Annotated in this window: 24 protein-coding genes; 12 read left to right on the top strand and 12 right to left on the bottom strand. The window is 67.0% G+C overall.

The features are described 5' to 3' along the window. Window positions 1-14 precede the first annotated feature (14 nt). From AC1RQG_RS00750 to AC1RQG_RS00710, 9 genes are all read left to right on the top strand, one after another. Window positions 15-704, top strand: a complete 690-nt coding sequence (locus AC1RQG_RS00750) for a response regulator transcription factor (protein ID WP_493127322.1) — start codon at window positions 15-17, stop codon at window positions 702-704. A gap of 116 nt (window positions 705-820) precedes the next feature. Continuing rightward, window positions 821-2095, top strand: coding sequence for a glutamyl-tRNA reductase (hemA, locus tag AC1RQG_RS00745; RefSeq protein ID WP_493127320.1), 1275 nt, complete (start codon window positions 821-823; stop codon window positions 2093-2095). Between the two features lie 88 nt (window positions 2096-2183). Further along, complete coding sequence (gene prfA, locus AC1RQG_RS00740; protein WP_493127318.1) at window positions 2184-3260, top strand: peptide chain release factor 1; 1077 nt, start codon at window positions 2184-2186, stop codon at window positions 3258-3260. Window positions 3261-3512: 252 nt separating this feature from the next. After that, window positions 3513-3986 (top strand): disulfide bond formation protein B, encoded by a 474-nt coding sequence (locus AC1RQG_RS00735; RefSeq protein WP_493127316.1) that lies wholly within the window; start codon window positions 3513-3515, stop codon window positions 3984-3986. After that, a complete protein-coding gene (gene prmC / locus AC1RQG_RS00730) occupies window positions 3983-4861 on the top strand; it encodes a peptide chain release factor N(5)-glutamine methyltransferase (RefSeq protein ID WP_493127313.1) in 879 nt (292 codons plus the stop codon). The genes AC1RQG_RS00735 and prmC overlap by 4 nt, the downstream gene beginning before the upstream one ends. Before the next feature lie 174 nt (window positions 4862-5035). Then, a complete protein-coding gene (gene gshA, locus AC1RQG_RS00725; RefSeq protein ID WP_493127311.1) occupies window positions 5036-6634 on the top strand; it encodes a glutamate--cysteine ligase in 1599 nt (532 codons plus the stop codon). A gap of 4 nt (window positions 6635-6638) precedes the next feature. Beyond that, window positions 6639-7682, top strand: coding sequence for a histone deacetylase family protein (locus AC1RQG_RS00720; RefSeq protein WP_493127309.1), 1044 nt, complete (start codon window positions 6639-6641; stop codon window positions 7680-7682). Window positions 7683-7908: 226 nt separating this feature from the next. Then, a complete protein-coding gene (locus tag AC1RQG_RS00715; protein WP_182151573.1) occupies window positions 7909-8334 on the top strand; it encodes an organic hydroperoxide resistance protein in 426 nt (141 codons plus the stop codon). Between the two features lie 100 nt (window positions 8335-8434). Then, window positions 8435-8887 (top strand): GNAT family N-acetyltransferase, encoded by a 453-nt coding sequence (locus AC1RQG_RS00710; RefSeq protein WP_493127307.1) that lies wholly within the window; start codon window positions 8435-8437, stop codon window positions 8885-8887. 85 nt (window positions 8888-8972) lie between these two features. Here the strand turns inward: AC1RQG_RS00710 and AC1RQG_RS00705 are convergent, their stop codons facing one another. Next, window positions 8973-9824 (bottom strand): FKBP-type peptidyl-prolyl cis-trans isomerase, encoded by an 852-nt coding sequence (locus AC1RQG_RS00705; RefSeq protein ID WP_493127305.1) that lies wholly within the window; start codon window positions 9822-9824, stop codon window positions 8973-8975. 120 nt (window positions 9825-9944) lie between these two features. Continuing rightward, a complete protein-coding gene (locus AC1RQG_RS00700) occupies window positions 9945-11822 on the bottom strand; it encodes a potassium transporter Kup (protein ID WP_493127303.1) in 1878 nt (625 codons plus the stop codon). Between the two features lie 220 nt (window positions 11823-12042). On the opposite strand from AC1RQG_RS00700, the gene rarD reads away from it, so the two are divergent. Together rarD and ettA are read left to right on the top strand one after the other, a co-directional pair. Further along, window positions 12043-12930 (top strand): EamA family transporter RarD, encoded by an 888-nt coding sequence (gene rarD / locus AC1RQG_RS00695; RefSeq protein WP_493127299.1) that lies wholly within the window; start codon window positions 12043-12045, stop codon window positions 12928-12930. 128 nt (window positions 12931-13058) lie between these two features. After that, entirely contained in the window at window positions 13059-14726 is a 1668-nt protein-coding gene (gene ettA, locus AC1RQG_RS00690) for an energy-dependent translational throttle protein EttA (RefSeq protein WP_493127297.1), read from the top strand. Window positions 14727-14844: 118 nt separating this feature from the next. On the opposite strand, the gene AC1RQG_RS00685 is transcribed toward ettA, so the two are convergent. After that, entirely contained in the window at window positions 14845-15432 is a 588-nt protein-coding gene (locus tag AC1RQG_RS00685; RefSeq protein ID WP_493127293.1) for an outer membrane beta-barrel protein, read from the bottom strand. A 213-nt stretch (window positions 15433-15645) separates the two neighbouring features. Further along, window positions 15646-16242 (bottom strand): alpha-ketoglutarate-dependent dioxygenase AlkB family protein, encoded by a 597-nt coding sequence (locus AC1RQG_RS00680; RefSeq protein ID WP_493127290.1) that lies wholly within the window; start codon window positions 16240-16242, stop codon window positions 15646-15648. Between the two features lie 43 nt (window positions 16243-16285). On the opposite strand from AC1RQG_RS00680, the gene AC1RQG_RS00675 reads away from it, so the two are divergent. Continuing rightward, window positions 16286-16888: a putative pterin-binding protein gene (locus tag AC1RQG_RS00675; RefSeq protein WP_493127288.1), complete on the top strand. Its 603-nt coding sequence runs from the start codon at window positions 16286-16288 to the stop codon at window positions 16886-16888. 31 nt (window positions 16889-16919) lie between these two features. Here the strand turns inward: AC1RQG_RS00675 and AC1RQG_RS00670 are convergent, their stop codons facing one another. The 8 genes from AC1RQG_RS00670 to AC1RQG_RS00635 all read right to left on the bottom strand — a co-directional run bounded on the left by AC1RQG_RS00670 (window position 16920) and on the right by AC1RQG_RS00635 (window position 22559). After that, window positions 16920-17282 (bottom strand): hypothetical protein, encoded by a 363-nt coding sequence (locus tag AC1RQG_RS00670; protein ID WP_182160789.1) that lies wholly within the window; start codon window positions 17280-17282, stop codon window positions 16920-16922. 273 nt (window positions 17283-17555) lie between these two features. Further along, on the bottom strand, window positions 17556-18377 hold the full coding sequence (locus AC1RQG_RS00665; protein ID WP_493127286.1) for a Rossmann-like and DUF2520 domain-containing protein: 822 nt from the start codon (window positions 18375-18377) through the stop codon (window positions 17556-17558). Then, window positions 18377-18961, bottom strand: a complete 585-nt coding sequence (locus tag AC1RQG_RS00660; protein ID WP_493128211.1) for a DUF924 family protein — start codon at window positions 18959-18961, stop codon at window positions 18377-18379. Before AC1RQG_RS00660 ends, AC1RQG_RS00665 begins: the two co-directional genes overlap by 1 nt. Before the next feature lie 28 nt (window positions 18962-18989). Continuing rightward, window positions 18990-19736 carry an MgtC/SapB family protein gene (locus AC1RQG_RS00655; protein WP_493127284.1) on the bottom strand — a complete coding sequence of 249 codons (747 nt, stop codon included), beginning with the start codon at window positions 19734-19736 and terminating at the stop codon, window positions 18990-18992. 58 nt (window positions 19737-19794) lie between these two features. Further along, window positions 19795-20052, bottom strand: coding sequence for a hypothetical protein (locus AC1RQG_RS00650; RefSeq protein ID WP_493127282.1), 258 nt, complete (start codon window positions 20050-20052; stop codon window positions 19795-19797). Beyond that, window positions 20049-21863 carry an aminopeptidase P family protein gene (locus AC1RQG_RS00645; protein WP_493127280.1) on the bottom strand — a complete coding sequence of 605 codons (1815 nt, stop codon included), beginning with the start codon at window positions 21861-21863 and terminating at the stop codon, window positions 20049-20051. Before AC1RQG_RS00645 ends, AC1RQG_RS00650 begins: the two co-directional genes overlap by 4 nt. 127 nt (window positions 21864-21990) lie before the next feature. Beyond that, window positions 21991-22287, bottom strand: a complete 297-nt coding sequence (locus AC1RQG_RS00640) for a type II toxin-antitoxin system RelE/ParE family toxin (protein ID WP_493127278.1) — start codon at window positions 22285-22287, stop codon at window positions 21991-21993. Next, the gene (locus AC1RQG_RS00635) at window positions 22254-22559 is read right to left on the bottom strand and encodes a hypothetical protein (RefSeq protein ID WP_493127276.1); all 306 of its coding nucleotides are present in this window, start codon (window positions 22557-22559) and stop codon (window positions 22254-22256) included. Before AC1RQG_RS00635 ends, AC1RQG_RS00640 begins: the two co-directional genes overlap by 34 nt. Between the last annotated feature and the right edge of the window lie 179 nt (window positions 22560-22738).

Genomic DNA, 22738 nt, shown 5'->3' with positions numbered 1-22738 from the left:
CGCCCTGCACAACCATGAGAATCGCCGTACTTGACAACGACCGCAGCCAGGCCGATCTGATCTGCCAGGTTCTCACTTCCGCCGGTCACGCCTGCCATAGTTTTCAGACCAGCCGCGAGCTGCTCAACCACTTGCGCAAGGACAGTTACGACATGCTGATCATGGACTGGCAGGTGGCCGACCTGAGCGGCACCGAGGTCATGCGCCGCGCGCGCGAGAAGCTGCCCGACAACGCCCCCGTGCTGTTCCTCACCACCACCTCGGGCGAGGACGACATCGTGGCCGGCCTGGCCGCCGGCGCCGACGATTACATGATCAAGCCGCTGCGGCGCAGCGAACTGGTGGCCCGGGTGCAGGCACTGCTGCGGCGCGCCTACCCGTCCCAGAACGGCGCCGAGCAATTGCAGTTCGGACAATACACGTTCGAGACCCGGCCCGGCCGCCTGCTCAAGGATGGCATCGTGCTCGACGTCACGCACAAGGAGTTCTACCTCGCCTTGTTATTTTTCCGCAACATCGGCCGTCCGCTGTCGCGCGCCTACATCCACGAGGCCGTGTGGATACGGGAGACGGCCGTGCCCTCGCGCACCATGGACACCCACGTCTCGCGCGTGCGCAACAAGCTGCAACTGAAACCGGAGAACGGCTACCGGCTGGTGCCCGTCTACAGCTACGGCTACCGGCTGGAAAAGCTGGGCGCCTGAGCGGTCTCGGCCAAAGTGCCTAGATCACGCTCGTGCGGATGGCGGGGACGGGCCCGGACAGAATACGGACACAACACGCTATAATGTCGGCTAACAACCAATCATCCCGCTCCGAAATGCAACTGCTTGCCGTCGGCCTCAACCACAACACCGCGCCGGTCGCCCTGCGCGAACGGCTGGCGTTCGCGCCCGACCAGTTGGGGCAGGCCGTGGTGGCGGCGCGCGCGTGGTTCGACCGCATCGCGCCCAGCGGCACGGACGAGGCCGCCATCCTGTCGACCTGCAACCGCACCGAACTGTACGCGGCCAGCCCGGCCCCCAATCCGCTCGACGCGGGCGCCCACTTCCTGGCCGACTTCCACCAGCTCAACTACAGCGAACTGCGGCCGCACCTGTACATGCTGCCCCAGCACGACGCCGTGCGCCACACCTTCCGCGTCGCCTCCGGGCTCGACTCGATGGTGCTCGGCGAAACCCAGATCCTCGGCCAGATCAAGGACGCGATCCGCACGGCCGACGAGGCCGGCGGCCTGGGCACCTATCTGCACCAGCTGTTCCAGCGCAGTTTCTCGGTCGCCAAGGAAGTGCGCAGCACCACCGAGATCGGCGCCCACAGCGTGTCGATGGCGGCCGCCGCCGTGCGCCTGTCGCAGCGCATCTTCGACAAGGTGGCCGAGCAGCACGTGCTGTTCATCGGCGCCGGCGAGATGATCGAACTGTGCGCCACCCACTTCGCGGCCCAGAATCCGAAAAGCATCACCATCGCCAACCGCACGCTCGAACGCGGCGAAGTGCTGGCGCACCGCTTCGGCGGCAAGGCGATCCGGCTGGCCGAACTGCCCGAGAGGCTGCACCAGTACGACATCATCATCTCCTGCACCGCCTCGTCGCTGCCGCTGATCGGGCTGGGGCTGGTGGAGCGGGCCATCAAGGCGCGCCGCCACAAGCCCGTCTTCATGGTCGACCTGGCCGTGCCGCGCGACATCGAACCGGAAGTGGCGCGCCTGAACGACGTGTTCCTGTACACGGTGGACGACCTGGGCAAGGTGGTGCAGACCGGCCTCGAGAACCGCCAGGCGGCCGTGGCCCAGGCCGAGGCCATCATCGAAACCCGGGTCCAGTCGTTCATGCACTGGATCGACGACCGCGCCGTCGTGCCCGTGATCCAGAGCCTGCACGAGAGCGGCGAGGCGCTGCGCCAGATGGAACTGGAGCGCGCGCGCAAGATGCTGGCCAAGGGCGAGGATATCGACGCCGTGCTCGAGGCCCTGTCCAAGGGCCTGACGGCCAAATTCATGCACGGGCCGCAGCAGGCGCTGCACCGCGCCCAGGGCGACGAGCGGGCCCAGCTCGCCACGTTGCTGCCCCAGCTGTTCCGCGGCCGCCGTTAGCGGCTCCGCCGCCCCGTCCGGCCCAGCGGGCCGCGACCAGCCGGCCCCCGCGCCGGTTCCCCTCCGATTTTTTTGAGATCCACACGCTATGAAACCATCAATGCTGGCCAAGCTGGACCAACTGTCCAACCGCCTGGCCGAACTCGACGAACTGCTGATGGCCGAAGGCGCCACGGCCAACATGGACAGCTACCGCAAGATGACGCGCGAGCACGCGGAGCTCGGTCCGCTGGTGGCGCTGTACCACGACTACCAGCAGGCCAACGGCGACATCGCGGCGGCCCAGGAGATGCTGGCCGACCCCGACATGAAGGACTTCGCGCAGGACGAGATCGAGGCGGCCAAGGGGCGCATGGCGGCACTGGAACTGGAGCTGCAGAAGATGCTGCTGCCCAAGGACGCCAACGACGAGCGCAACATCTTCCTGGAGATCCGCGCCGGCACCGGCGGCGATGAATCGGCCCTGTTCGCCGGCGACCTGCTGCGCATGTACACCCGCTTCGCCGAGCGCAACCGCTGGCAGGTGGAGATGGTGTCGGAGTCGCCGTCCGACCTGGGCGGCTACCGCGAGGTGATCGTGCGCCTGATCGGCAACGGCGTCTATTCCAAGCTCAAGTTCGAGTCGGGCGGCCACCGCGTGCAGCGCGTGCCGGCCACCGAGACCCAGGGCCGCATCCACACCTCGGCCTGCACGGTGGCCGTGATGCCGGAGGCCGACGAGGTCGAGGACGTCAACATCAACCCGGCCGACCTGCGCATCGACACCTTCCGCGCGTCCGGCGCCGGCGGCCAACACATCAACAAGACCGATTCGGCCGTGCGCCTGACCCACCTGCCGACCGGCATCGTGGTCGAGTGCCAGGACGACCGCAGCCAGCACAAGAACAAGGCCCAGGCCATGAAGGTGCTGGCGGCCCGCATCAAGGACGTGCAGCTGCGCGAGCAGCAATCGAAGGAGGCCGCCACGCGCAAGAGCCTGATCGGTTCGGGCGACCGCAGCGAGCGCATCCGCACCTACAACTACCCGCAGGGCCGCATGACCGACCACCGCATCAACCTCACGCTGTACAAGCTCGACTTCATCATGGACGGCGACCTGACCGAGCTGACCAACGCGCTGGCCGCCGAGCACCAGGCCGAGCAGCTGGCCGCGCTCGGCGAATAAAGCCAGCGGCGCATGCAGGGGTCTGACCCTTGGGTCTGACCCCGGTTTTGGCCGGAACGTGCCCCCTGGGTCAGCCCGGTTTTGGCCGGAACGCGGCCACAACATCAAACCAGGGACAGACCCAAGGGGCAGTCCCTCGAGCCCCAGGCGTCGCTCCCTTGCGCCGCGCCGCCCCGGGGTTAACCGCACGCTAAGATTGAAACGACAACTTGTGCGAGAATTGCCCGCACATCGCTTCTGACCGGATTTCCCATGATATCGACCCGTACCCTGTTGCTCTCCATCGCCATCGCCTGCTTCAGCCTGATCGGGGTCGCGCTCTACCTGCAACACGGACTGGACATGCTGCCCTGTCCGCTGTGCGTGATCCAGCGCTACCTGTTCCTCGCTGTCGCCTTCAGCTGCCTGCTGGGCGTATGGTCCGACAAAACCAAGCTGTGCACGGGCCTCGGCCTGGCCAGCGCGCTGGGCGGCATGGGCGTGGCCGGCAAGCACTTGTGGGTGCTGGCCCACCCCGGCCTGTCGTGCGGCATCGACCCGATGGAGACGGCGCTCAACAAGATTTTCCTGGCCGAATATCTGCCGTCCATCTTCCGCGCCGACGGCTTGTGCGAGGATGCGCTGGCGCCGTGGTTCGGCCTGTCCATCCCGCAGTGGTCGTTCCTGTGGTTCGGCCTGTTCGCCATCGCGCTGGGCTGGCTGCTGATCCGCCGTCGCCGCGCATGAGCACGGCCGCAAGCCAGGCCGCGACTCAGGCCGCCAATCAAGCCGCGAGCCAGGCCGAGATCCGGGCCGGCGCGACGCTGGCCCAGTTGCAGCGCCTGCCGCTGCTCGACGCCGTCGACCGCCGCATCCTGCTGTGCCACGCGCTGGGCCTGTCGCGCGTGGGCCTGATCACGCAGTCGGAGCGGGCGCTGACGCAGGACGAGGCGCAACGGCTGGCCGCGCTGGTGCAGCGCCGGCTCGACGGCGAGCCGGTGGCCTACCTCGTCGGCCAGCGCGAATTCTTCGGCCTGCCGTTCGAGGTGAACCCGGCCGTGCTGATCCCCCGGCCGGAGACGGAATTGCTGGTGGAACTGGCGCTGGAACGCCTGCCGCCGCAAGGCAACGTGCTCGACATGGGCACCGGCAGCGGCGCCATCGCCGTCGCGCTGGCCCACAGCCGGCCCGACGCGGCCGTGACGGCGCTCGACGTGTCGGCCGACGCGCTGGCCGTGGCGCGCCGCAACGCCAGCGCCAACGGCGCCCGCGTCACCTTCATGCAAAGCGACTGGTACGGCGCGCTGACGCACGAGCGCTACGATCTGATCGTCTCCAACCCGCCCTACATCGCCAGCGGCGACCGCCACCTGGGCGAAGGCGATCTGCGCTTCGAACCGGCCGGCGCGCTGACCGACCATGCGGACGGCCTGTCGGCGCTGCGCACCATCGTGGCCGGCGCCGCGCGCCACCTGGCGCCGCAAGGCTGGCTGCTGATGGAGCATGGCTACGACCAGTCGGCGGCCGTGCAGCAATTGTTGTGTGCTCAAGGATATACGGACGTGCAGAGCTGGGCCGACCTGGCCGGCATCGCGCGCGTGACGGGCGGGCGCGCGCCCTGAAGCGGCGCTCGCGCTTCGATTACAATAAAACATCGATCTTTGCAGTGCTGGCGGCGCGGCGTACCGCTCCCGATCAAGGGTGCGCCAACCGCTTTTGGCGGTCCCCGGCGCGGTTTGCCGTTTTCGGTTACTCTCGCACCCATCATTGTGTGCTGCACAGAAAGGAAGATCAAATTGTCCAATCTCTTGACACGCCGCCTGGCCCTGCTGGGTCAGGACACGCACCGCGCGGTGCTGACCGGCCTGCGCGGCATCGAACGGGAAACCCTGCGCGTGGACGCCAGCGGCCACCTGGCCAGCACGCCCCATCCGGCGGCGCTGGGCTCGGCCCTCACGCACCCGCAGATCACCACCGATTACGCGGAGACGCTGCTCGAATTCATCACGCCGGCCGAGGCCGACATCGCCACCACCCTAGCCAAGCTGGACGGCATCCACCGCTACGCCTACAGCAAGCTGGGCGACGAACTGCTGTGGAGCGAATCGATGCCGTGCCAGCTGCCGGCCGAGGAGGACATCGCCATCGCCTGGTATGGCAACTCCAACATGGGCATGCTCAAGCACGTGTACCGGCGCGGCCTGGCGCTGCGCTACGGCAAGGCCATGCAATGCATCGCCGGCATCCACTACAACTACTCGCTGAGCGAGGACTTGTGGCGCGTGCTGGCCGAACATGAAGGCAAGCCGGCGCGCCAGTCCGCCATGGCCTACCAGTCGGAAGCCTACCTGGCCACGATCCGCAACTTCCGCCGCCACAGCTGGCTGCTGATGTACCTGTTCGGCGCCTCGCCGGCGCTGTCGAGCAGCTTCCTGCGCGACCGCCCGCACAAGCTGGAACGCCTGTCGGACGACACGCTGTACCTGCCCTACGCCACCAGCCTGCGCATGAGCGACCTTGGGTACCAGAACGACGCCCAGTCCGGCCTGCGCCCGCGCGAGAACTGTCTCGACAGCTACGTGGCCGCGCTGACCAAGGCCGTCAACCAGCCGTACGAACCGTATGCCAAGCTGGGCACCAAGCAGAACGGCGAGTGGGTGCAACTGAGCACCAACGTGCTGCAGATCGAGAACGAGTATTACGCCACCATCCGTCCCAAGCGCGTGATCCGCACCGGCGAGCGGCCGATCCAGGCGCTGTGCTCGCGCGGCGTGCAATACATCGAAGTGCGCTGCATGGACGTGGACCCGTTCGAGCCGGTCGGCATCAGTCTGGCGACGGGCCGCTTCCTCGACACCTTCCTGCTGTTCTGCGCGCTCGAAGAAAGCGCCCCGATCTCGGAACAGGATGGCGCGCGCTACACCGACAACTTCGCCCGCACCGTCAAGGAGGGCCGCCGTCCCGGCCTCATGCTCAACAACGATGACGGCGAAATCAGCCTGCAGCAATGGGGCCAGCACATGCTGGAACGGCTGGCGCCCGTGGCCGCGCTGCTCGACCAGCATCACGGCGGCGCCGACCACGCGGCGGCGCTGGCCGACGCGGCCCGCCGGCTGGCCGACCCGGACCTGACCCCGTCGGCCCGCGTGCTGGCCGCGCTGCGCGACCATGGCGGCTCGTTCGGCGCGTTCGGCCTGGCGCAAAGCCAGAAGCACGCGGCCTACTTCCGTAGCCACGCGCCGACGGCGGCCGAGGCCGCGTATTTCGACCATCTGGCGGCCGCCTCGCTGGCCGAACAGGCCGAGATGGAGCGCAGCTCGACCGGCAATTTCGACGACTACGTGGCGGCCTACCGCGCCAGCAACCTGTGCCACTCGACGCCGGACTGCGACTGACGCCTTGCTGACCTTCTACAACGAACAGCACAGCCAGCACCACGGCCGCCACGTCTTCCTCCGTGGCGAGCAAGTGCCATGTTCGGAGACGCCGGCCCGCGCCGACGCCGTGCTGGCCGAACTGGGCCGGCGCGGCCTGGGCCGCATCGTCACGCCGCACGGCGTGCCGCTGATGTCGCTGGAACGCATCCACACGCCGCGCTACCTGCACTTCCTACGCAACGCGTGGAGCGAATGGGTGGCGCTCGATCCGGCCAACGCCAGCAAGGATGCTTTTCCGTCCATCTGGCCGGTGCGCACGCTGCGCTCGGATGTGGAGCCGGAAAACTTCAGCGCCAGGCTGGGCCTGTATTCGATGGACAGCGGCACCCCGCTCACGGCCGGCACCTGGAGCGCGGCCAAGACCGGCGCCGACTGCGCCGTGAACGCCGCGCACGCGCTGCGCCTGGGCGAGCGTGGCGCCTTCGTGCTGAGCCGCCCGCCCGGCCACCACGCGGGCGCCGACTTCTACGGCGGCCACTGCTTCCTCAACAACGCCGCGCTGGCGGCCCAGCACATGCTCGACGACGGCGCCCGCAAGGTCGCCATCCTGGACCTCGACTACCACCACGGCAACGGCACCCAGAGCATCTTCTACCAGCGCGACGACGTGCTGTGCATCTCGCTGCACGCCGACCCGCGCTTCGCCTTCCCGTACTACCTGGGCCACGCGGACGAGCGCGGCGAAGGGGCCGGGCTCGGCTACAACCTGAACCTGCCGCTGCCGGCCGGCACCACGGCCACGGCCTGGCTGGCCGCGCTGGAGACGGCCTGCATCCGCCTCGGCAGCTTCGGCGCCGACGCGCTGGTCGTCTCGCTGGGGGTGGACACCTTCGCCGGCGACCCGCAGTCGCGCTTCGCGCTGCACAGCGCCGACTACCTGCGCGTGGGCGAGCGGCTGGCCTGGCTGGGCCTGCCCACGGCCTTCATCTTCGAGGGCGGCCACGCCGTCAAGGAACTGGGGGTGAACGTGGTCAATGTGCTGGAAGGGTTCGAGACGGCGCTGTAAGGCGGCTGCGTCTGGGTTTCGATCAACCGATAAAAATCGCTTGCTATTTGATCGCGCACAATCTATAGTGTGTTTACGGGCGATGCGAGATCATCGAAACACGGCAGCAAACCCCGGCGGGTCATGTCGTTCGACCCGCAGCGGAACATGCGCAGCGCTTCATTTGGATTTATATCGTTCACTATTTAATCGCAAGCATATCAATTAACGGATAAAGGAAACCATCATGTCGATCAAACAAGTTCTGTACCGCGCCAACGCCAAAGCCACCGGTGGTCGTGAAGGCCGCGCCGTCTCGTCGGACGGCGTGCTCGACGTCAAACTGACCACGCCCAAGGAACTGGGCGGCGCCGGCGCCGTGGGCACCAATCCGGAACAACTGTTCGCCGCCGGCTACTCGGCCTGCTTCATCGGCGCCCTGAAATTCGTGGGCGGGCGCGACAAGATCGCCGTGCCGGCCGATGTGTCGGTGGAAGGCACGGTCGGCATCGGCGCCATCGAGACGGGCTTCGGCATCGAAGTGGAACTGAAAATCTCGCTGCCGGGCCTGGAGCGCGCGCAGGCGGAACAACTGGTGGCGGCCGCCCACATCGTCTGCCCGTACTCGAACGCCACGCGCGGCAACATCGACGTCACGCTGACGCTGGTGTAAGGCAAACGCGCCGCACGGCCACGCCGGCCGTGCGGCCCCTGCCCTGCCGGAATCGCCGCCTTGCCTTACAATCGTCGTCTCCCCCAACCAAGAGGCGCACATGATCGACTGGCAATGGCTTGCATTCAACGATATCCCCGGTGCCGACCTGTATGCGGTGTTGTACCAGCGCCAGCAGGTGTTCGTGCTGGAGCAGCAATGCCTGTATCCCGACATCGACGGCTACGACCTGGCCGCCCACCACCTGATGGGCTGGCGCACGGTCGACGGCAAGCGCGAGCTGGCGGCCTATCTGCGCTGCCTGGCGCCCGGCGCCAAATACGAGGAAATGTCGCTGGGCCGCGTGCTGACGACGCAGGCCGCGCGCGGCGACGGCATCGGCCGCCAGCTGGTGGAGCGCGGCATACGGCTGGCCGAGCAGCTGCATCCGGGCCACCGCTTCCGCATCGGCGCCCAGGCCCGGCTGGAGAAGTTCTACGCCAGCCTTGGCTTCAGGACCGTCACCGCGCCGTACGACGAGGACGGCATCCTGCACATCGACATGGTGCGCTGAACGCGCAGCCGGACGGCGACCAAAAAAACAAGGGCGGCCTCGCGGGCCGCCCATTTCGCATGACCGCGCGGCGCGCGGCATGGTGTTATTTCACCGCCACCAGCTCGATGTCGAAGATCAGCGTGGAATTGGCGGGAATCGCACCATACGGGCTCGCGCCATACCCCAGGCTGGGAGGAATGGTCAGCGTACGCTTGCCGCCGACATTCATCCCTACGATGCCTTGATTCCAACCCGCGATAACGTTGCCACCCAGTACAAAATCAAACAGCTTACCTTGCAGGTCGGTACTGTCGAACACGTTGCCTTTGAAATCGACACGGGTGCCGTCATACAGGTAGCCGGTGTACTTGACCGTCAGGGTCTTGCCGGCGACGGCGGTGGCGCCCGTGCCCACCGTCGTGTCCACGCTCTCCAGCGTGGCCGGCGGCGCCACGTAGACCGGCGTGCTGGCCTTGGCCACGCTCACCAGTTCGACCTCGAACACCAGCGCCGAATTGGCGGGGATGGCAGCATAGGTGATGCTGCCCACAGAGGCGACGGCCGTCTTGCTGTTGGCGCCATAGGCCAGCGCGGCCGGGATGACCAGCGTGCGCTTGCCACCCACCTTCATGCCCAGGATGCCCTGATCCCAGCCGGCCAGCACCTGGCCGGTGCCCAGCGTGAACGCGATCGCGGCGTTGCGGTCGACCGAGCTGTCGATCTTGGCGCCCTTGAAATCGGACTTCGAGGCGTCGTACAACCAGCCCGTGTAGTTGACCACCAGCAGGTCGTTGTTGGCCGCCTCGGTGCCGGTGCCGGTCACGGTGTCGGTCTTCTGGAACGCGGGCTGCGTCACGGTCGGCGTGGTGGCGGTGGTGGTGCCGGAACCGCCGCCGCAAGCCGCCAGCGTCAGCGCGACGGCAACGGCAGCGATAAATTGGAACTTCGATTTCATGGTTACCTTTGTGTTGTGGGGTCGAATAGATGCGCGCCGCCGCGCGCCGATCGGAGCAGAAGTTTAGCAGACTGCGCCCCTTCCGCTCCGGGCCCTACATTCAGTTACATAATTGTTGGCTCAGATTTCCACCTGGGTGCCCAGTTCGATCACCCGGTTGCTGGGGATCTGGTAGTAGTCGGCCGCGCCGCGGGCGTTGCGCGACATGGCCACGAACAGGTGCTCGCGCCACGGCGCCATGCCGGCGCCGGGGGTCGAGATCACGGTCTGGCGGGCGATGAAGAACGAGGTCTCCATCATCTCGAACGGCAGGCCGTGGTTGGCGCACAGCGACAGCACGCGCGGGATGTCCGGCTCGTCCTTGAAACCGTAGTGCACGTTCAACTGGAAGCAGTTGTGGCCCAGGTCGATGATCTTGATCTGTTCCGCCTCCGGCACATACGGCTCCTCGATGATGTGGATGGTGAAGAACACCACGCGCTCGTGCAGCACCTTGTTGTGCGACAGGTTGTGCAGCATGGCGTGCGGCACGCCGTCGCTTTCGCCGCGCAGGAAGATGGCGGTGCCGGGCACGCGCGAGGGCGGCGCCACGAACAGCGAGGACAGGAAGTCCTCCAGCGGGATGGCGTGCTTCTGCAGGTTCTGGAACACCAGCGCGCGGCCGCGCTTCCACGTCATCATCACGGTGAACAGGATGGCGCCCAGCAGGATCGGGAACCAGCCACCGTGGAAGAACTTCAGCGTGCTGGCCGAGAACAGCGTGATGTCGATCGTGAAGAAGAAGCCGGTGGCGGCGAAGCACAGCCACAACGGCAGGTTCCAGCGGTAGCGGATCACGAAGAAGGTCAGCACCGTGGTGGCCAGCATGGTGGCCGTGACGGCGATGCCGTAGGCGCCGGCCAGCTTGTCCGACGAGCCGAAGCCGATCACCGCGATCAGCACCACGATCAGCTGCAGCCAGTTGACGGCCGGGATGTAGATCTGGCCGATCTCGCTGGCCGAGGTGTGCAGCACGCGCATGCGCGGCAGCAGGCCGAGCGCGATCGCCTGCTTGGTCATCGAGAAGGTGCCCGAGATGGTGGCCTGGGACGCGATCACCGCCGCCATGGTCGACAGCACCACCAGCGGGTACACGCTCCAGCTGCCCAGCTGCTGGAAGAAGGGATTGGAGATGGCGGCCGGGTTGGTGATCAGCAGCGCGCCCTGGCCCAGGTAGTTCAACGCCAGCGCGGGGAAGGTGATCAGGAACCAGGCGGCGCGGATCGGCTTCTTGCCGAAGTGGCCCATGTCGGCGTACAAGGCCTCGGCGCCGGTGAACGCCAGCACCACCGCGCCCAGCGCGATGAACGCGATGTAGCGGTTGGCCAGCATGAACTGGAACGCGTGCAAGGGATTGAGCGCGGCCAGGATCCGCGGCGCGGCCGCGATGTTGATCACACCCATGACGGCCAGGCTGGCGAACCAGATGAACATGATGGGGCCGAACCAGCGGCCGATGCCCGCCGTGCCATGCCGTTGCACGGCATACAGCGACACCAGCACCACGATGGTGAGCGGCACCACGTACTGGGCCAGGCCGGGCGCGGCCACTTCCAGACCCTCGATGGCGCCCAGCACGGAAATGGCCGGCGTGATCACGCTGTCGCCATAGAACATGGTGGCGCCGAACACGCCCAGCGCCATCAACGGGAAGTGCCAGTTGGAGCGCTTGCTGACGGCGTTCAGCACCAGCGCCATCAGCGCCATGATGCCGCCCTCGCCACGGTTGTCGGCGCGCAGCACGAGGCTCACGTACTTGAGCGTGACGATCATGCTCAAGCCCCAGAAGATCAGGGAGATGACGCCGAGCAGATTATCGGGATTCAGGGCCAGGCCATGCTCGGGATCGAAGATGGTCTTGAGGGTGTACAGCGGGCTGGTGCCGATGTCACCGTAGACGATGCCGACGGCGGCCAGGGTCAGGGCGACGAGATTGCTCTTCTTGTGATGCGCGGTCAAGATTGCACCTGTTGTTGTTTTGGTGCATTGCACAATAGGATATGTATTAGCAAATAGCAAGAATATTTTGACATGCTGTGGCGTTCCAAGCGCTGCGAATCCCGCAGTGTACGCTGGCCGTGGGAAAGTGAAAACAGCCGCGTTAGTGGCGGCGCTCAGCGGGCTTGCACCAATTCGGGGATAATGGCAGACCGTGCCTCGCGCCCTCCCCCATCTCACCATGAACACCGGAATCATCTACGCCGCGCTGGCGTTCCTCGTCTGGGGCTTGTTCCCCCTGTATTTCCACGCCATCGACGAAGTGACGCCGATGGAAATCCTGGCCCACCGCATGGTGTGGTCGCTGCTGTTCCTGGCCATCGTGCTGGCCGTGCGGCGCCAGTGGGGCTGGCTGCCCAAGCTGCTGAACCAGCCCAAGGTGCTGGCCGGCTTCGCGGCCAGCGCCATTTTCCTTAGCAGCAACTGGTTCATTTATATCTGGGCCGTCAACAACGGCCATGTGATCGACGCCAGCCTCGGCTACTTCATCAATCCGCTGGTCAACGTGCTGCTCGGCCTGCTCGTGCTGAAGGAAAGGCTGCGCCGCGGCCAGTGGCTGGCGATCGGCCTGGCCGCCTGCGGCGTGGCCTGGCTCACGTGGCAGGGCGGCCAGTTGCCGTGGATCGCGCTGCTGCTGGCCGGCACCTTCGGCGTGTACGGCCTGCTGCGCAAGACGGCCGCGCTGGCCGCGCTCGAAGGCCTGTCGCTGGAAACCATGCTGCTGTTCCCGCTGGCCGTGGCCTATCTGGGCTGGCTCAGCTGGCATGGCCAGAACACCTTCGTCAACACGGCGCACGACGGCACGCGCTGGCTGCTGGTGGCGGCCGGCCCGATCACGGCCATCCCGCTGCTGCTGTTCGCGGCCGGCGCGCGCCGCATCCCGCTGTCCGTGCTGGGCCTGCTGCAATACATCGGCCCGACGATCCAGATGCTGCTCGGCGTGTGGTTCTTCCACGAAGCGTTCACGCCGGCCCGGCTGGCCGGCTTCGCCGTGATCTGGGGCGCGCTGCTGATGTACGTGGCCGAAGGACTGTGGCTGATGCGCCGGTCCGCGCCGCAGCCAGCCTGAAAAAACCGGGGTCAGGTCATGCGATCATGCATCATGCGTGATCGCAAGACCTGACCCCGGTTTTTGTGTATGCTGTCACCCTTCCCCGCTTTTCCACCCGTTTCACAGTTTTTTAACCGAGATTTTCAATGGCAAATTACGTCTATACCATGAACCGCGTGGGCAAAATCGTCCCGCCCAAGCGCCAGATCCTGAAGGACATCTCGCTGTCCTTCTTCCCGGGCGCGAAGATCGGCGTGCTGGGCCTGAACGGCTCCGGTAAGTCGAGCTTGCTCAAGATCATGGCCGGCATCGACACCGACATCCAGGGCGAAGCGCGCCCGATGCCGGGCCTGAACATCGGCTACCTGCCGCAGGAACCGCAGCTCGATCCGGAACAGACCGTGCGCCAGGCCGTCGAGGGCGGCCTGGGCGAGGCGTTCGAGGCGCAAGCCAAGCTCGACGCCGTGTACGCCGCCTACGCCGAGGAGGACGCCGACTTCGACGCGCTGGCCGCCGAGCAGGCGCGCCTCGAAGCCATCATCTCCGCCTCCGACGGCGGCAACCTGAACCTGCAACTGGAGATGGCGGCCGACGCGCTGCGCCTGCCGCCATGGGACGCCAAGATCGGCGTGCTGTCGGGCGGCGAGAAGCGCCGCGTGGCGCTGTGCCGTTTGCTGCTGTCCAAGCCCGACATGCTGCTGCTCGACGAGCCGACCAACCACCTGGACGCCGAATCGGTCGAGTGGCTCGAGCAATTCCTGCTGCGCTTCCCCGGCACCGTGGTCGGCATCACCCACGATCGCTACTTCCTCGACAACGCGGCCGAATGGATCCTGGAACTGGACCGCGGCAGCGGCATTCCATGGAAGGGCAACTACAGCTCGTGGCTGGACCAGAAGCAAGCGCGCCTGAAGCAGGAAGAGGCGACGGAATCGGCGCGCCAGAAGGCGCTGCAGAAGGAACTGGAATGGTCGCGCCAGAATCCCAAGGCGCGCCAGGCCAAGTCCAAGGCCCGCCTGGCCCGCTTCAACGAGCTGAGCGAGCACGAATACCAGAAGCGCAACGAGACCCAGGAGATCTTCATCCCCGTGGCCGAGCGCCTGGGCAATGAGGTGATCGAGTTCAAGAACGTGTCGAAGTCGTTCGGCGACCGCATGCTGATCGACAACCTGTCGTTCACCATCCCGGCCGGCGCCATCGTCGGCATCATCGGCCCCAACGGCGCCGGCAAGTCGACCCTGTTCAAGATGATCACCGGCAAGGAAACGCCCGACAGCGGCGAAGTGGTGATCGGCAAGACGGCCAAGGTCTCCATCGTCGACCAGCACCGCGACGCGCTGTCGGACGGCAAGACCGTGTTCGAGGACGTGACCGGCGGCGCCGACATGCTGAGCGTGGGCCGCTTCGAAATGCCGTCGCGCGCCTACCTGGGCCGCTTCAACTTCAAGGGCGGCGACCAGCAGAAGATCGTCGGCAACCTGTCGGGCGGTGAACGCGGCCGCCTGCACCTGGCCAAGACGCTGCTGATGGGCGGCAACGTGCTGCTGCTGGACGAACCGTCCAACGACCTGGACGTGGAAACCCTGCGCGCGCTGGAAGACGCGCTGCTCGAATTCGCCGGCAGCGTGATGGTGATCTCCCACGACCGCTGGTTCCTGGACCGCATCGCCACCCACATCCTGGCGTTCGAAGGCAACTCGCAAGTGACCTTCTTCGACGGCAACTATCAGGAATACGAAGCCGACAAGAAGAAACGCCTGGGCGAGGAAGGCGCCAAGCCCAAGCGCATCCGCTACAAGCCGCTGACGGTGTAAGTGTCCGCGTTCAACGGAAAAAGGCACGGTGCGCAAACACCGTGCCTTTTTTTGTTACCCGGGGGCCCGACGGCGCCCCCGTTCCTAAGTGACATCTGCGTGAGGCGCGAGGTGGGACTTAGAAGTTGTAGCGCAGACCGCCCGTGATGGCGCCGGTCTTGCGGCCCTGGTCGATGTCGTTCTTGCCGTAGTGCTCATATTCGAGCGACAGCGAGACGTTCTTGTTGAGCGCGTATTCGCCGCCCACCGACGCGTACAGCGCGTTCTTGTTGCCGCTGCCGCCGTAGGCCGCCGCCGCGCCCGTCGCGTCCACGCTGTTGTGGTTGCGCGAGACGCCGAGCTTGCCGAACACGTTGAATTGCTCATTGACCGGCATGGTGGCCTTGCCGGCCACGTAGAACGAATGGGCGTCGCTTTCCAGGCGGCCGTTGGCGCCGTTGAGCGTGTAGTTGTAGCTCTGGCTGCCGAAATCGGTGTAGCCGCCTTCCACGGCGAAGGTCTTGTCGATGTTGTAGCCGGCGAAGATCTTGCCGCTGGCCTTGTTGCCGCTGTGGTCGTCCGTGGCGGACGTCACGGGCACGTCGAAGTTGTAGCGGCTGCCGACCAGGCCGGCGCCGACATAGGCCGTGCCGGCATCGGCGGCGTGGGCGGTCACACCGCTCAGGGCGGTGGCGGAGGCAATCAATGCGAACAGAATCTTTTTCATTTGTTGGATCTTTCAGCAAAAAGTTGAGGGACTTGCCTTGGATCGCAGTTCTCTGAATTGCGATGTGACCAAGATAGCAGCTAGGCCGGGCAACGTCCGTCCCGATTTCGTAAGACTTGTGTCCAGTTGTAAGCCCTGCCGCGTGCGCGGCACAGGCCAGCCATGGTGGCGGATGCGCGGCGTAGCGCGCAATTGGGTAGGGTTTGACGGAGGTTAAAGAATGCTGCGGAAGGTCAGGTTGACGCGCGGCCCGCACGGCGCGCTTTGCTTGTTGATGCCGTGGCGCCAGTGGCGCTGCAGCGTGCCGGCCATCAACAGCAGGCTGCCGTCGCCCAGCGCCAGCTTGACCGTGCGCGGCAAGCGCTTGTGCTTGAGGATGAAGGTGCGCGGCGCGCCGAAGCTGACGGAGGCGATGGCCGGCTCCGGCCCCAGTTCCGGCTCGTCGTCGCTGTGGAAACCCATGCTGTCGCGCTCGTCGCGGTAGTAGTTGAGCAGCACGCTGTTGTAGCGCCGCCCCGTGGCCTGCTCGACGGCGGCCTTGATGGCCAGTTGCAGGTCCGTGAACGGTTGCGGCTCCAGCGTCATGCCCGAATAACGGTAGCGCGCCTCGCCATGCCAGGCCGTCAGGCGCGGCTGCGGATGGGTCTTGCCCCACAGCGTGATCGACTCCGCGCGCCAGTCCGTTTCCGCGATCAGGCACGCCAGCACCTGCTCCGGCGGCCAGGGCAGGGCCAGCCGCTGCTGGAACGCCAGTTGGCCATCCTCGATCGGGATGGGCGTCAGGCCGGTGGTGAAGTCAAACAAGTCCATGCGCGTTATCATAGCGGCATCCCATCAGCCGAGGACGCCACCGATGAAAAAACGCCAGTTCCTGACCGCCGCCGGCGCCGCCGCCCTGGCCTTGCCCGCCGTGCCGAGCCGCGCCGGCACGCCGGCGTCCGCCGCCTCGCCCGCCTTGCGCGGCCCGGCCCTGCTGACGGTGACGGGCGCCATGGTCCAGCCCAACCGGGGCCCGTTCGATCCCGTGACGGACCAGATGATGCACAAGCAAAAGCTGAGCTTCGACAAGGCCCACGCGTTCGACTTCAACGCGCTGCTGGCCCTGCCCGCGTTCACCATCCGCCCCACGCTCGAATACGACGGCAAGCCGCACCTGCTGCGCGGCCCGGCGCTGGTGGACGTGGTGAAGGCGGCCGGCGCCAGCCTGGCCGACAGCGGCAAGCTGGTGTTGCGGGCGGTGGACGGGTATGCGGCCGTGCTGAGCCTGGCCCAGGCGCGCGCGCAGCGCTACATCGTGGCCACCCACCTGGATGGCGCGACTATGGCGTTGGGAGGGTTGGGCCCGCTATGGGCGATCTATGACGCGGACCAGGTGCCGGAGATGGCCGCCAGACCGCTGCCGGAGCGGTTCGGCGCCTGCCCGTGGGCCCTGTACCACATCGACGTCCAGGCCTGAGGCCCGGACCGGGCCGCGTGCCCGGCTGAAATCAGGCGTAGGCTTCGGCCAGCGACATCACGCGCGGCGTGATCTGGATGCCGATGCCATTGAACAGGCTGGTGATGGCGGCCAGGTTGGCCTCGCATTCCTCGGCCTTCCAGCCCTTGAACAGGTCGGTGCCATCCTTCTGGAAATGCAGATCCAGCACCTTGCCGCGGTCCTTGTGGGTGTAGCCGCCGCTGTAGGTGTTGTGGAAGCCCATGGCGGCCAGCGCCGCCAGCACTTCCGTCGGCTGGTTGTCGGGATCGGTGGCCAGGAAGACGCCGTAGGTCTTGCCGGGCGGCTTGGCGGCGATGTCCACTTCGTAGATGCCGGGCGCCTTGGTCACCGTCGTACTCTTCAGAAATAACATGTTCTTACCCCTATCCTAGTGGCGCAGGCCTGGGCCGCGCGCGTGCTGACGTGTTTTTCTGATTGCTTGATTCGTCAAGAAAAGATTCCAGAGAACAAGCTTATTGCTAATTCGGGGGTTTGTCGACACCTGCCGTCATTAAATTGCATTTTCGTATCTCCGCGGCGGCACCGGCGCCCGGGAACGCGCCCGCCTCTTGTCTCAAATATAGTTGTGAACTAGTAATTTGCAAGGATGGCGCGCGCCGCCCGTGCCCGCCAAGCCGCCGGACCGCTAGCGGGGCTTGCGGCGCGCCACGTCCGCCGTGGGCGCCACCAGCGCCTCGTACAGCGCGCCCGTGGCCGCGTCCCATGCCGTCACGGCCTGCTGCTGGCGCGCCACGGTGGCGTAGTCGCCGCGCGCCACCGGGCCGCTGAGCGCGGCCGGCGCGCCCAGCCGGAACACATTGGCCAGCGATTCCGTCGCCAGCGGCCGCGCCAGTTCGCGCGCCACGGCCTCCGGCACGCCGGCCGCCTGGTAGGCGCGCAGCGCCGCGTCCAGCACCGTCACCAGGTAGTTGCTGGCGAACACGGCCGCCGCGTGGTAGACCGTCTTGGCCGAGGCGTCGATCGCCACCGGCCGCGCGGCGATCGCCTCCAGCGCCGGATTGAGGATGGCCAGCGCGTCCGCGTCGCCCTCCACGCCGCAATACGTGCCGGCGAAACCGGCCGCCACGGCCTGCGGGTCGGCGAAGCTGCGGATCGGGTGGACGCTGGCCACCAGCGCGCCGGCATCGCGCGCCGCGCGCAGCTGGTCCGAGGCCAGCGCGCCGCTGCAGTGGAACACCACGGCCCCCCGCAGCGGCACGGCTTGCGCCAGCGCGGCGCAGGCGGGCACGATCTGGTCGTCGTTCACGGCCAGCAGGTACACGTCGGCCGGGCGCAGCTGGTCCCAGCCGCCGGGCGCGCGGCCGGCGCCGATGAACGCCAGCGCGGCCTCGGCCGAGGCCGGCGAACGGGTCAGCACATCCGCGATGGCGAAGCACTGCGCCTGGGCCAGCAGGCGGCCGAACACGCGGCCCACGTGGCCGGCGCCGATCAGGGTCAAGCGCCGCATCAGAAGCCCGATCCCGGCTGGCGCAGGAACGCCAGCTCGTCCGGCGTGGACGGACGGCCGAGGATGGCGTTACGGTGCGGGAAGCGGCCGAAGCGCGCGATCACGTCGCGGTGGCGGTGGGCGTAATCGAGCATGCTCTCGAAGCCCGTGCCGGCCGCCGCCAGCCGCGTGAACAGGGCCACCGACTGGCGCTGCATGTCGATATCCTCGGCGTGCTCGAACGGCAGGTAGACGAAGGCGCGCTGCAATGGCGGCAAGGCCAGGTCCTCGTCGTCGTCCACCATGTCCTGCGCCGCCTGCAGCGCCAGCCGGTCGCCGGCGAACGCGCGCGGCGTGCCACGGAACACGTTGCGGGTGAACTGGTCCAGCAGCAGGATGCGCGCCAGCGCCGGCTGCGGGCCGCCCGCGTCCCAGTGGTGCAGGCCGCCGGCCAGCGCCTGCCCGATCAGCGGGCCGAAACGCCGTTCGATCTCGCGGTCGAACGCCTCGTCCTTGCGGAACCATTCGGCCCGCGCGGCCCCCGCGCCGGGCGTGCCGGCCGGCAGGAACCAGAAATCGAAGATCGCCCTGGCTTGCTCGTTCATCATGTCGGCCTCCATCGGTGGCACTGCCTCAGTTGCGCGCATGGGTCAGCTGGAAGCTGTCGATGCCGTCGAACACCGCCAGCTCGGCCGCCACCTGCGGCAGGGTCGAGCCGCTGCGCTTGCTCAGCGCGATGGCCACGAAGCGCCACTCCTGGGCGCCGCCCTCGCTGCCTATCATCAGCGTGCCGCTGGCGATCTCGTAGCCGCGCGCCAGCGCCATTTCGCGCAGCGCCGGCTCCTGCGGCATGTAGCCCGGTCTGAAACGCATGGTGATGGCGACCGCGTGGCGCGACGGCAGCCATGCCTCCAGCTTGGACAGGAAGATCATGGCCATCGCGCACAGGATGGCCAGGCCCATGGCCGACATGTAGAAGCCCACCCCCACCATGACGCCGATCACGGCCGAGGCCCAGATCGAGGCGGCCGTGGTCAGGCCGCTGATGTTGAAGCCCTCGCGCATGATCACGCCCGCGCCCAGGAAGCCGATGCCCGTCACGATGCCCTGGATGATGCGGGTGGGGTCGGTGCCCATGGCCGACGGGATCACGTGGCCGCCGAACCAGAACTGCGGATAGCCCGTCACCACGGTCAGCGCGGCCGACGCCATGCACACCAGGCCATAGGTGCGCATGCCGGCCGCGCGGCCGTGGTAGGAGCGCTCGTAGCCGACCAGCAGGCCAAGCAGCAGCGCGCCGATCATGTTGAGGAGAATGAGGCCGTTGGTGGCGAGTTCGCCCGAGGACCAATAGGCGAACAGGAAATCGAGGGTGGGCATGATAGGCCTCTTGTCAGTGTTTGTTCCAGGGCGCGCACCGGCGGGCGCGCCACGGCGCTCAGGGCGCCTTCTTGTTCAGCTGCTTCTCAAACGCCACATCGAGCTTGCTGACGCGCTTGGGCGTCTGCGGCCCCAGCCCGTTGACGAAGGCGACGAAGTCGTCCAGCTCCAGCGGCGCGCACAGCGGCGGCAGGCCCGGCCCCTCGGTCAGGAAGAACAGGCCGCTGCCGGTGCGCGACATCGTGTACTTGGCGTTGCCGCTGCGGACCTTGAGGCGGTCGATGGCCGACGTGGCCCGGGTCGAGCGGGCGCTCATACGGCCTCCGTGCGGCGTTCCAGCCAGGCCAGCGCGGCGCCGGCCAAGTGCGGACGCAGGCGCGCGCGCACGGTGGCGTGGTAGTCGTTGAGCCACTGGCGCTCGTCGTCGCGCAGCAGCGCCAGCTCCACGCAGCGCGTGTCGATCGGGCACAGCGTCAGCGTTTCGAAGCGCAGGAAGCTGCCGAATTCCGTGCTGCCCGCGTCCACGTTGAGCACCAGGTTCTCGATCCGTATGCCCCACTGGCCGGGCCGGTACAGGCCCGGTTCGACCGAGGTGATCATGCCCTGCTCCATCGCCGTGTGCGGCTCCGGCATGGCGGTCGGCGAGATCGACTGCGGACCTTCGTGCACATTGAGGAAGTAGCCGACGCCGTGGCCGGTGCCATGGCCGAAGTCCATGCCGGCCGCCCACAGCGGCGCGCGCGCCAGCGCGTCGAGCATGGGCGAGCGCGTGCCGCGCGGGAAGCTGGCCGACGACAGCGCGATCACGCCCTTCAGCACCAGCGTGAAATCGCGCCGCTGGTCGGCCGTGGGTGCACCGACCGGCACCACGCGCGTGATGTCGGTGGTGCCGCCCAGGTACTGGCCGCCCGAATCGATCAGCAGCAGGCCGTCGCCTTCGATGGTGGCGTGGGCCGCCCCGGTGGCGCGGTAATGCATGATGGCGCCATTGGCGCGGAAGCCGGCGATGGTGCCGAAACTGGGGCTGACGAAGCCGGGCCGGCGCGCACGGGCGGCCGTCAGTTCGCGGTCGATGTCCAGTTCCGTCAGCGGCGCGCGCTGCGGGTCGGCCAGGGTCTGCTCCAGCCAGGCGAAGAATTCGCACAGGGCCGCGCCGTCCTGCTCCATGGTCTGGCGCACGTGGGCCGCTTCGGCCGCCGTCTTTTTCGACTTGGCGAAGGTGGTCGGGTTGACCGCCTCCACCACTGTCACCGAGGCCGGCACGGCCTGGCGCGTGCCGTGGGTGACGCGGCGCGGGTCCAGCAGCAGCACGGCGCCGGCCGGCAGCGCGGCCAGCGCGGCGGCGGCATCGGCATAGGGCGCGAGCGTCACGCCATCTGCGGCCAGCACCGCGCGCAGGGCTGGCGGCACTTTGCCGTCGGCCACGAACAAGGTGGCGCCGGCCGCGTCGACCAGCGCGTGCGCCAGGAACACGGGATTGAAATTGACGTCGGCCCCGCGCAGGTTGAACAGGTAGGCGATATCGTCGAGCGTGGACAGCACATGGTGGCTGGCGCCGTGCTCGCGCATGGCCTGCCGCAGCGCGGCCAGTTTGGCGGCTCGGCCCAGGTCCGCGTGCGGCGGCGTGTGTTCGAACACGGGCGCGGCCGGCAGCGACGGGCGTTCCTGCCACACCTCGTCCAGCACATCGAGGTCGGTGCGCAGCAGCGCGCCTTTCGCTTGCAACGCCTGGGCCAGCAGGCGGGCCGTGGCCAGGCCCAGCACGGCGCCGTCCACGGCCAGCGTCTGGCCGGCCCGCAGATGCCCGGCCAGCCAGTCGATGTACAGCACGCTGGCGCCGGACGGGATCTTCATCAGCTGCACGCCGGTGCCGGCCAGTTCCGTTTCGGCCTGGGTCCAGTAGCGCGCGTCGGTCCACACGCCGGCGAAATCGGCGGTGATGATGAAGGTGCCGACCGAGCCGGTGAAACCGCTCAGCCACTGGCGGCCCTGCCAGCGGGCGGGCAGGTATTCGGACAGGTGCGGGTCGGAGGACGGCACCATCAACGCATCGATCTGCTGGTGGCGCATGGCCTGGCGCAGCTGCGCCAGGCGGGCTGCGATGTCGGGACGGTCAGTATGGGGCATAAGGGTAAGAGGCCGCGCCAAGCGTGGCGCATATCGTTTATACGGATCTGCCTGCGGCGACAGATGCTGGCCCTATGATACCCCGATTGGGGCTGGGGCAGAAGGCGGCGGGGCGCCACAAACTCGTTCACTGGACATGGAACCCGGCTTCGCGCTGATGGCGAATGGCGAGTATTAGGGCAGTGTCAAATTCCTCTTCGTAGCTATACAAGGCGACATAACCAGTCTTGCCTCGCGAAATGATCAGTTCCCGCTTATGGGTGTCAACCGGCCTACCCATCAACGGGTGCCGCCGCAATATCGACAGCGCTTCATCAATCAAGTCCAGAATAGCGAGCGCCGTTTCGATACCTTCCGGCAGAAGGAAATCGCTGATGCGCTCCAAATCCGTCAGCGCTTGGTTGGAGTAGCTGAGTCTAGCCATGACTCACTTTCCGGGCGCGCCGCGTGGGGATCGGTAAGACGTTTTCGTAAATAAGTGCGAACAGCGTCAGGACTGTGGCCTTGTCCGCTTTCCAGCATTTCAGCGCGCGCCGCTTGTGCCACCGCCATGAACTCCGCACGCATTTCAGCGGAGCGGGTTGCCTGCCTGATCGCCTCCACCATGAACGCGTGCGGACTCAAGCCCATCTCGCGGGCAGCGGAAACGGCCTTTTCCTTGAGTTCCTCTGGAAGCTTTAACGATGTCGTTGCCATCCTCATCCCGCTTGATTGATTGGTGTCACCATGGTAGCACCTCTCGATAGACGAGTGCCAGTATGAGACCTTGATCAGACCAGTATCCCTCACACCTTGAAGCACCGCCGCCCTGCGCCAGCGCATAAGCCATATACGCCTGCGGTGCCAATATGGCAACTTCAGCAGCTTGACGAACC

Source organism: Rugamonas sp. GW822-FHT03B10 (assembly GCF_058801745.1).
The sequence above is the reverse complement of the archived record's forward strand: the minus strand, read 5'-3'. Positions and strand labels throughout refer to the sequence as shown.

Bases quoted from the DNA above. Each gene is read 5' to 3' on its own strand.
- AC1RQG_RS00710 (WP_493127307.1), top strand. From the start codon at position 8,435: ATGATCGACTGGCAATGGCTTGCATTCAACGATATCCCCGGTGCCGAC.
- hemA (WP_493127320.1), top strand. From the start codon at position 821: ATGCAACTGCTTGCCGTCGGCCTCAACCACAACACCGCGCCGGTCGCC.
- AC1RQG_RS00650 (WP_493127282.1), bottom strand. From the start codon at position 20,052: ATGAGCGCCCGCTCGACCCGGGCCACGTCGGCCATCGACCGCCTCAAG.
- AC1RQG_RS00640 (WP_493127278.1), bottom strand. From the start codon at position 22,287: ATGGCTAGACTCAGCTACTCCAACCAAGCGCTGACGGATTTGGAGCGC.
- AC1RQG_RS00750 (WP_493127322.1), top strand. From the start codon at position 15: ATGAGAATCGCCGTACTTGACAACGACCGCAGCCAGGCCGATCTGATC.
- rarD (WP_493127299.1), top strand. From the start codon at position 12,043: ATGAACACCGGAATCATCTACGCCGCGCTGGCGTTCCTCGTCTGGGGC.
- AC1RQG_RS00680 (WP_493127290.1), bottom strand. From the start codon at position 16,242: ATGGACTTGTTTGACTTCACCACCGGCCTGACGCCCATCCCGATCGAG.
- AC1RQG_RS00635 (WP_493127276.1), bottom strand. From the start codon at position 22,559: ATGGCAACGACATCGTTAAAGCTTCCAGAGGAACTCAAGGAAAAGGCC.
- AC1RQG_RS00675 (WP_493127288.1), top strand. From the start codon at position 16,286: ATGAAAAAACGCCAGTTCCTGACCGCCGCCGGCGCCGCCGCCCTGGCC.
- AC1RQG_RS00705 (WP_493127305.1), bottom strand. From the start codon at position 9,824: ATGAAATCGAAGTTCCAATTTATCGCTGCCGTTGCCGTCGCGCTGACG.
- AC1RQG_RS00735 (WP_493127316.1), top strand. From the start codon at position 3,513: ATGATATCGACCCGTACCCTGTTGCTCTCCATCGCCATCGCCTGCTTC.
- AC1RQG_RS00715 (WP_182151573.1), top strand. From the start codon at position 7,909: ATGTCGATCAAACAAGTTCTGTACCGCGCCAACGCCAAAGCCACCGGT.
- AC1RQG_RS00665 (WP_493127286.1), bottom strand. From the start codon at position 18,377: ATGCGGCGCTTGACCCTGATCGGCGCCGGCCACGTGGGCCGCGTGTTC.
- AC1RQG_RS00655 (WP_493127284.1), bottom strand. From the start codon at position 19,736: ATGCCCACCCTCGATTTCCTGTTCGCCTATTGGTCCTCGGGCGAACTC.
- AC1RQG_RS00660 (WP_493128211.1), bottom strand. From the start codon at position 18,961: ATGAACGAGCAAGCCAGGGCGATCTTCGATTTCTGGTTCCTGCCGGCC.
- AC1RQG_RS00685 (WP_493127293.1), bottom strand. From the start codon at position 15,432: ATGAAAAAGATTCTGTTCGCATTGATTGCCTCCGCCACCGCCCTGAGC.
- prfA (WP_493127318.1), top strand. From the start codon at position 2,184: ATGAAACCATCAATGCTGGCCAAGCTGGACCAACTGTCCAACCGCCTG.
- prmC (WP_493127313.1), top strand. From the start codon at position 3,983: ATGAGCACGGCCGCAAGCCAGGCCGCGACTCAGGCCGCCAATCAAGCC.
- AC1RQG_RS00670 (WP_182160789.1), bottom strand. From the start codon at position 17,282: ATGTTATTTCTGAAGAGTACGACGGTGACCAAGGCGCCCGGCATCTAC.
- ettA (WP_493127297.1), top strand. From the start codon at position 13,059: ATGGCAAATTACGTCTATACCATGAACCGCGTGGGCAAAATCGTCCCG.
- AC1RQG_RS00645 (WP_493127280.1), bottom strand. From the start codon at position 21,863: ATGCCCCATACTGACCGTCCCGACATCGCAGCCCGCCTGGCGCAGCTG.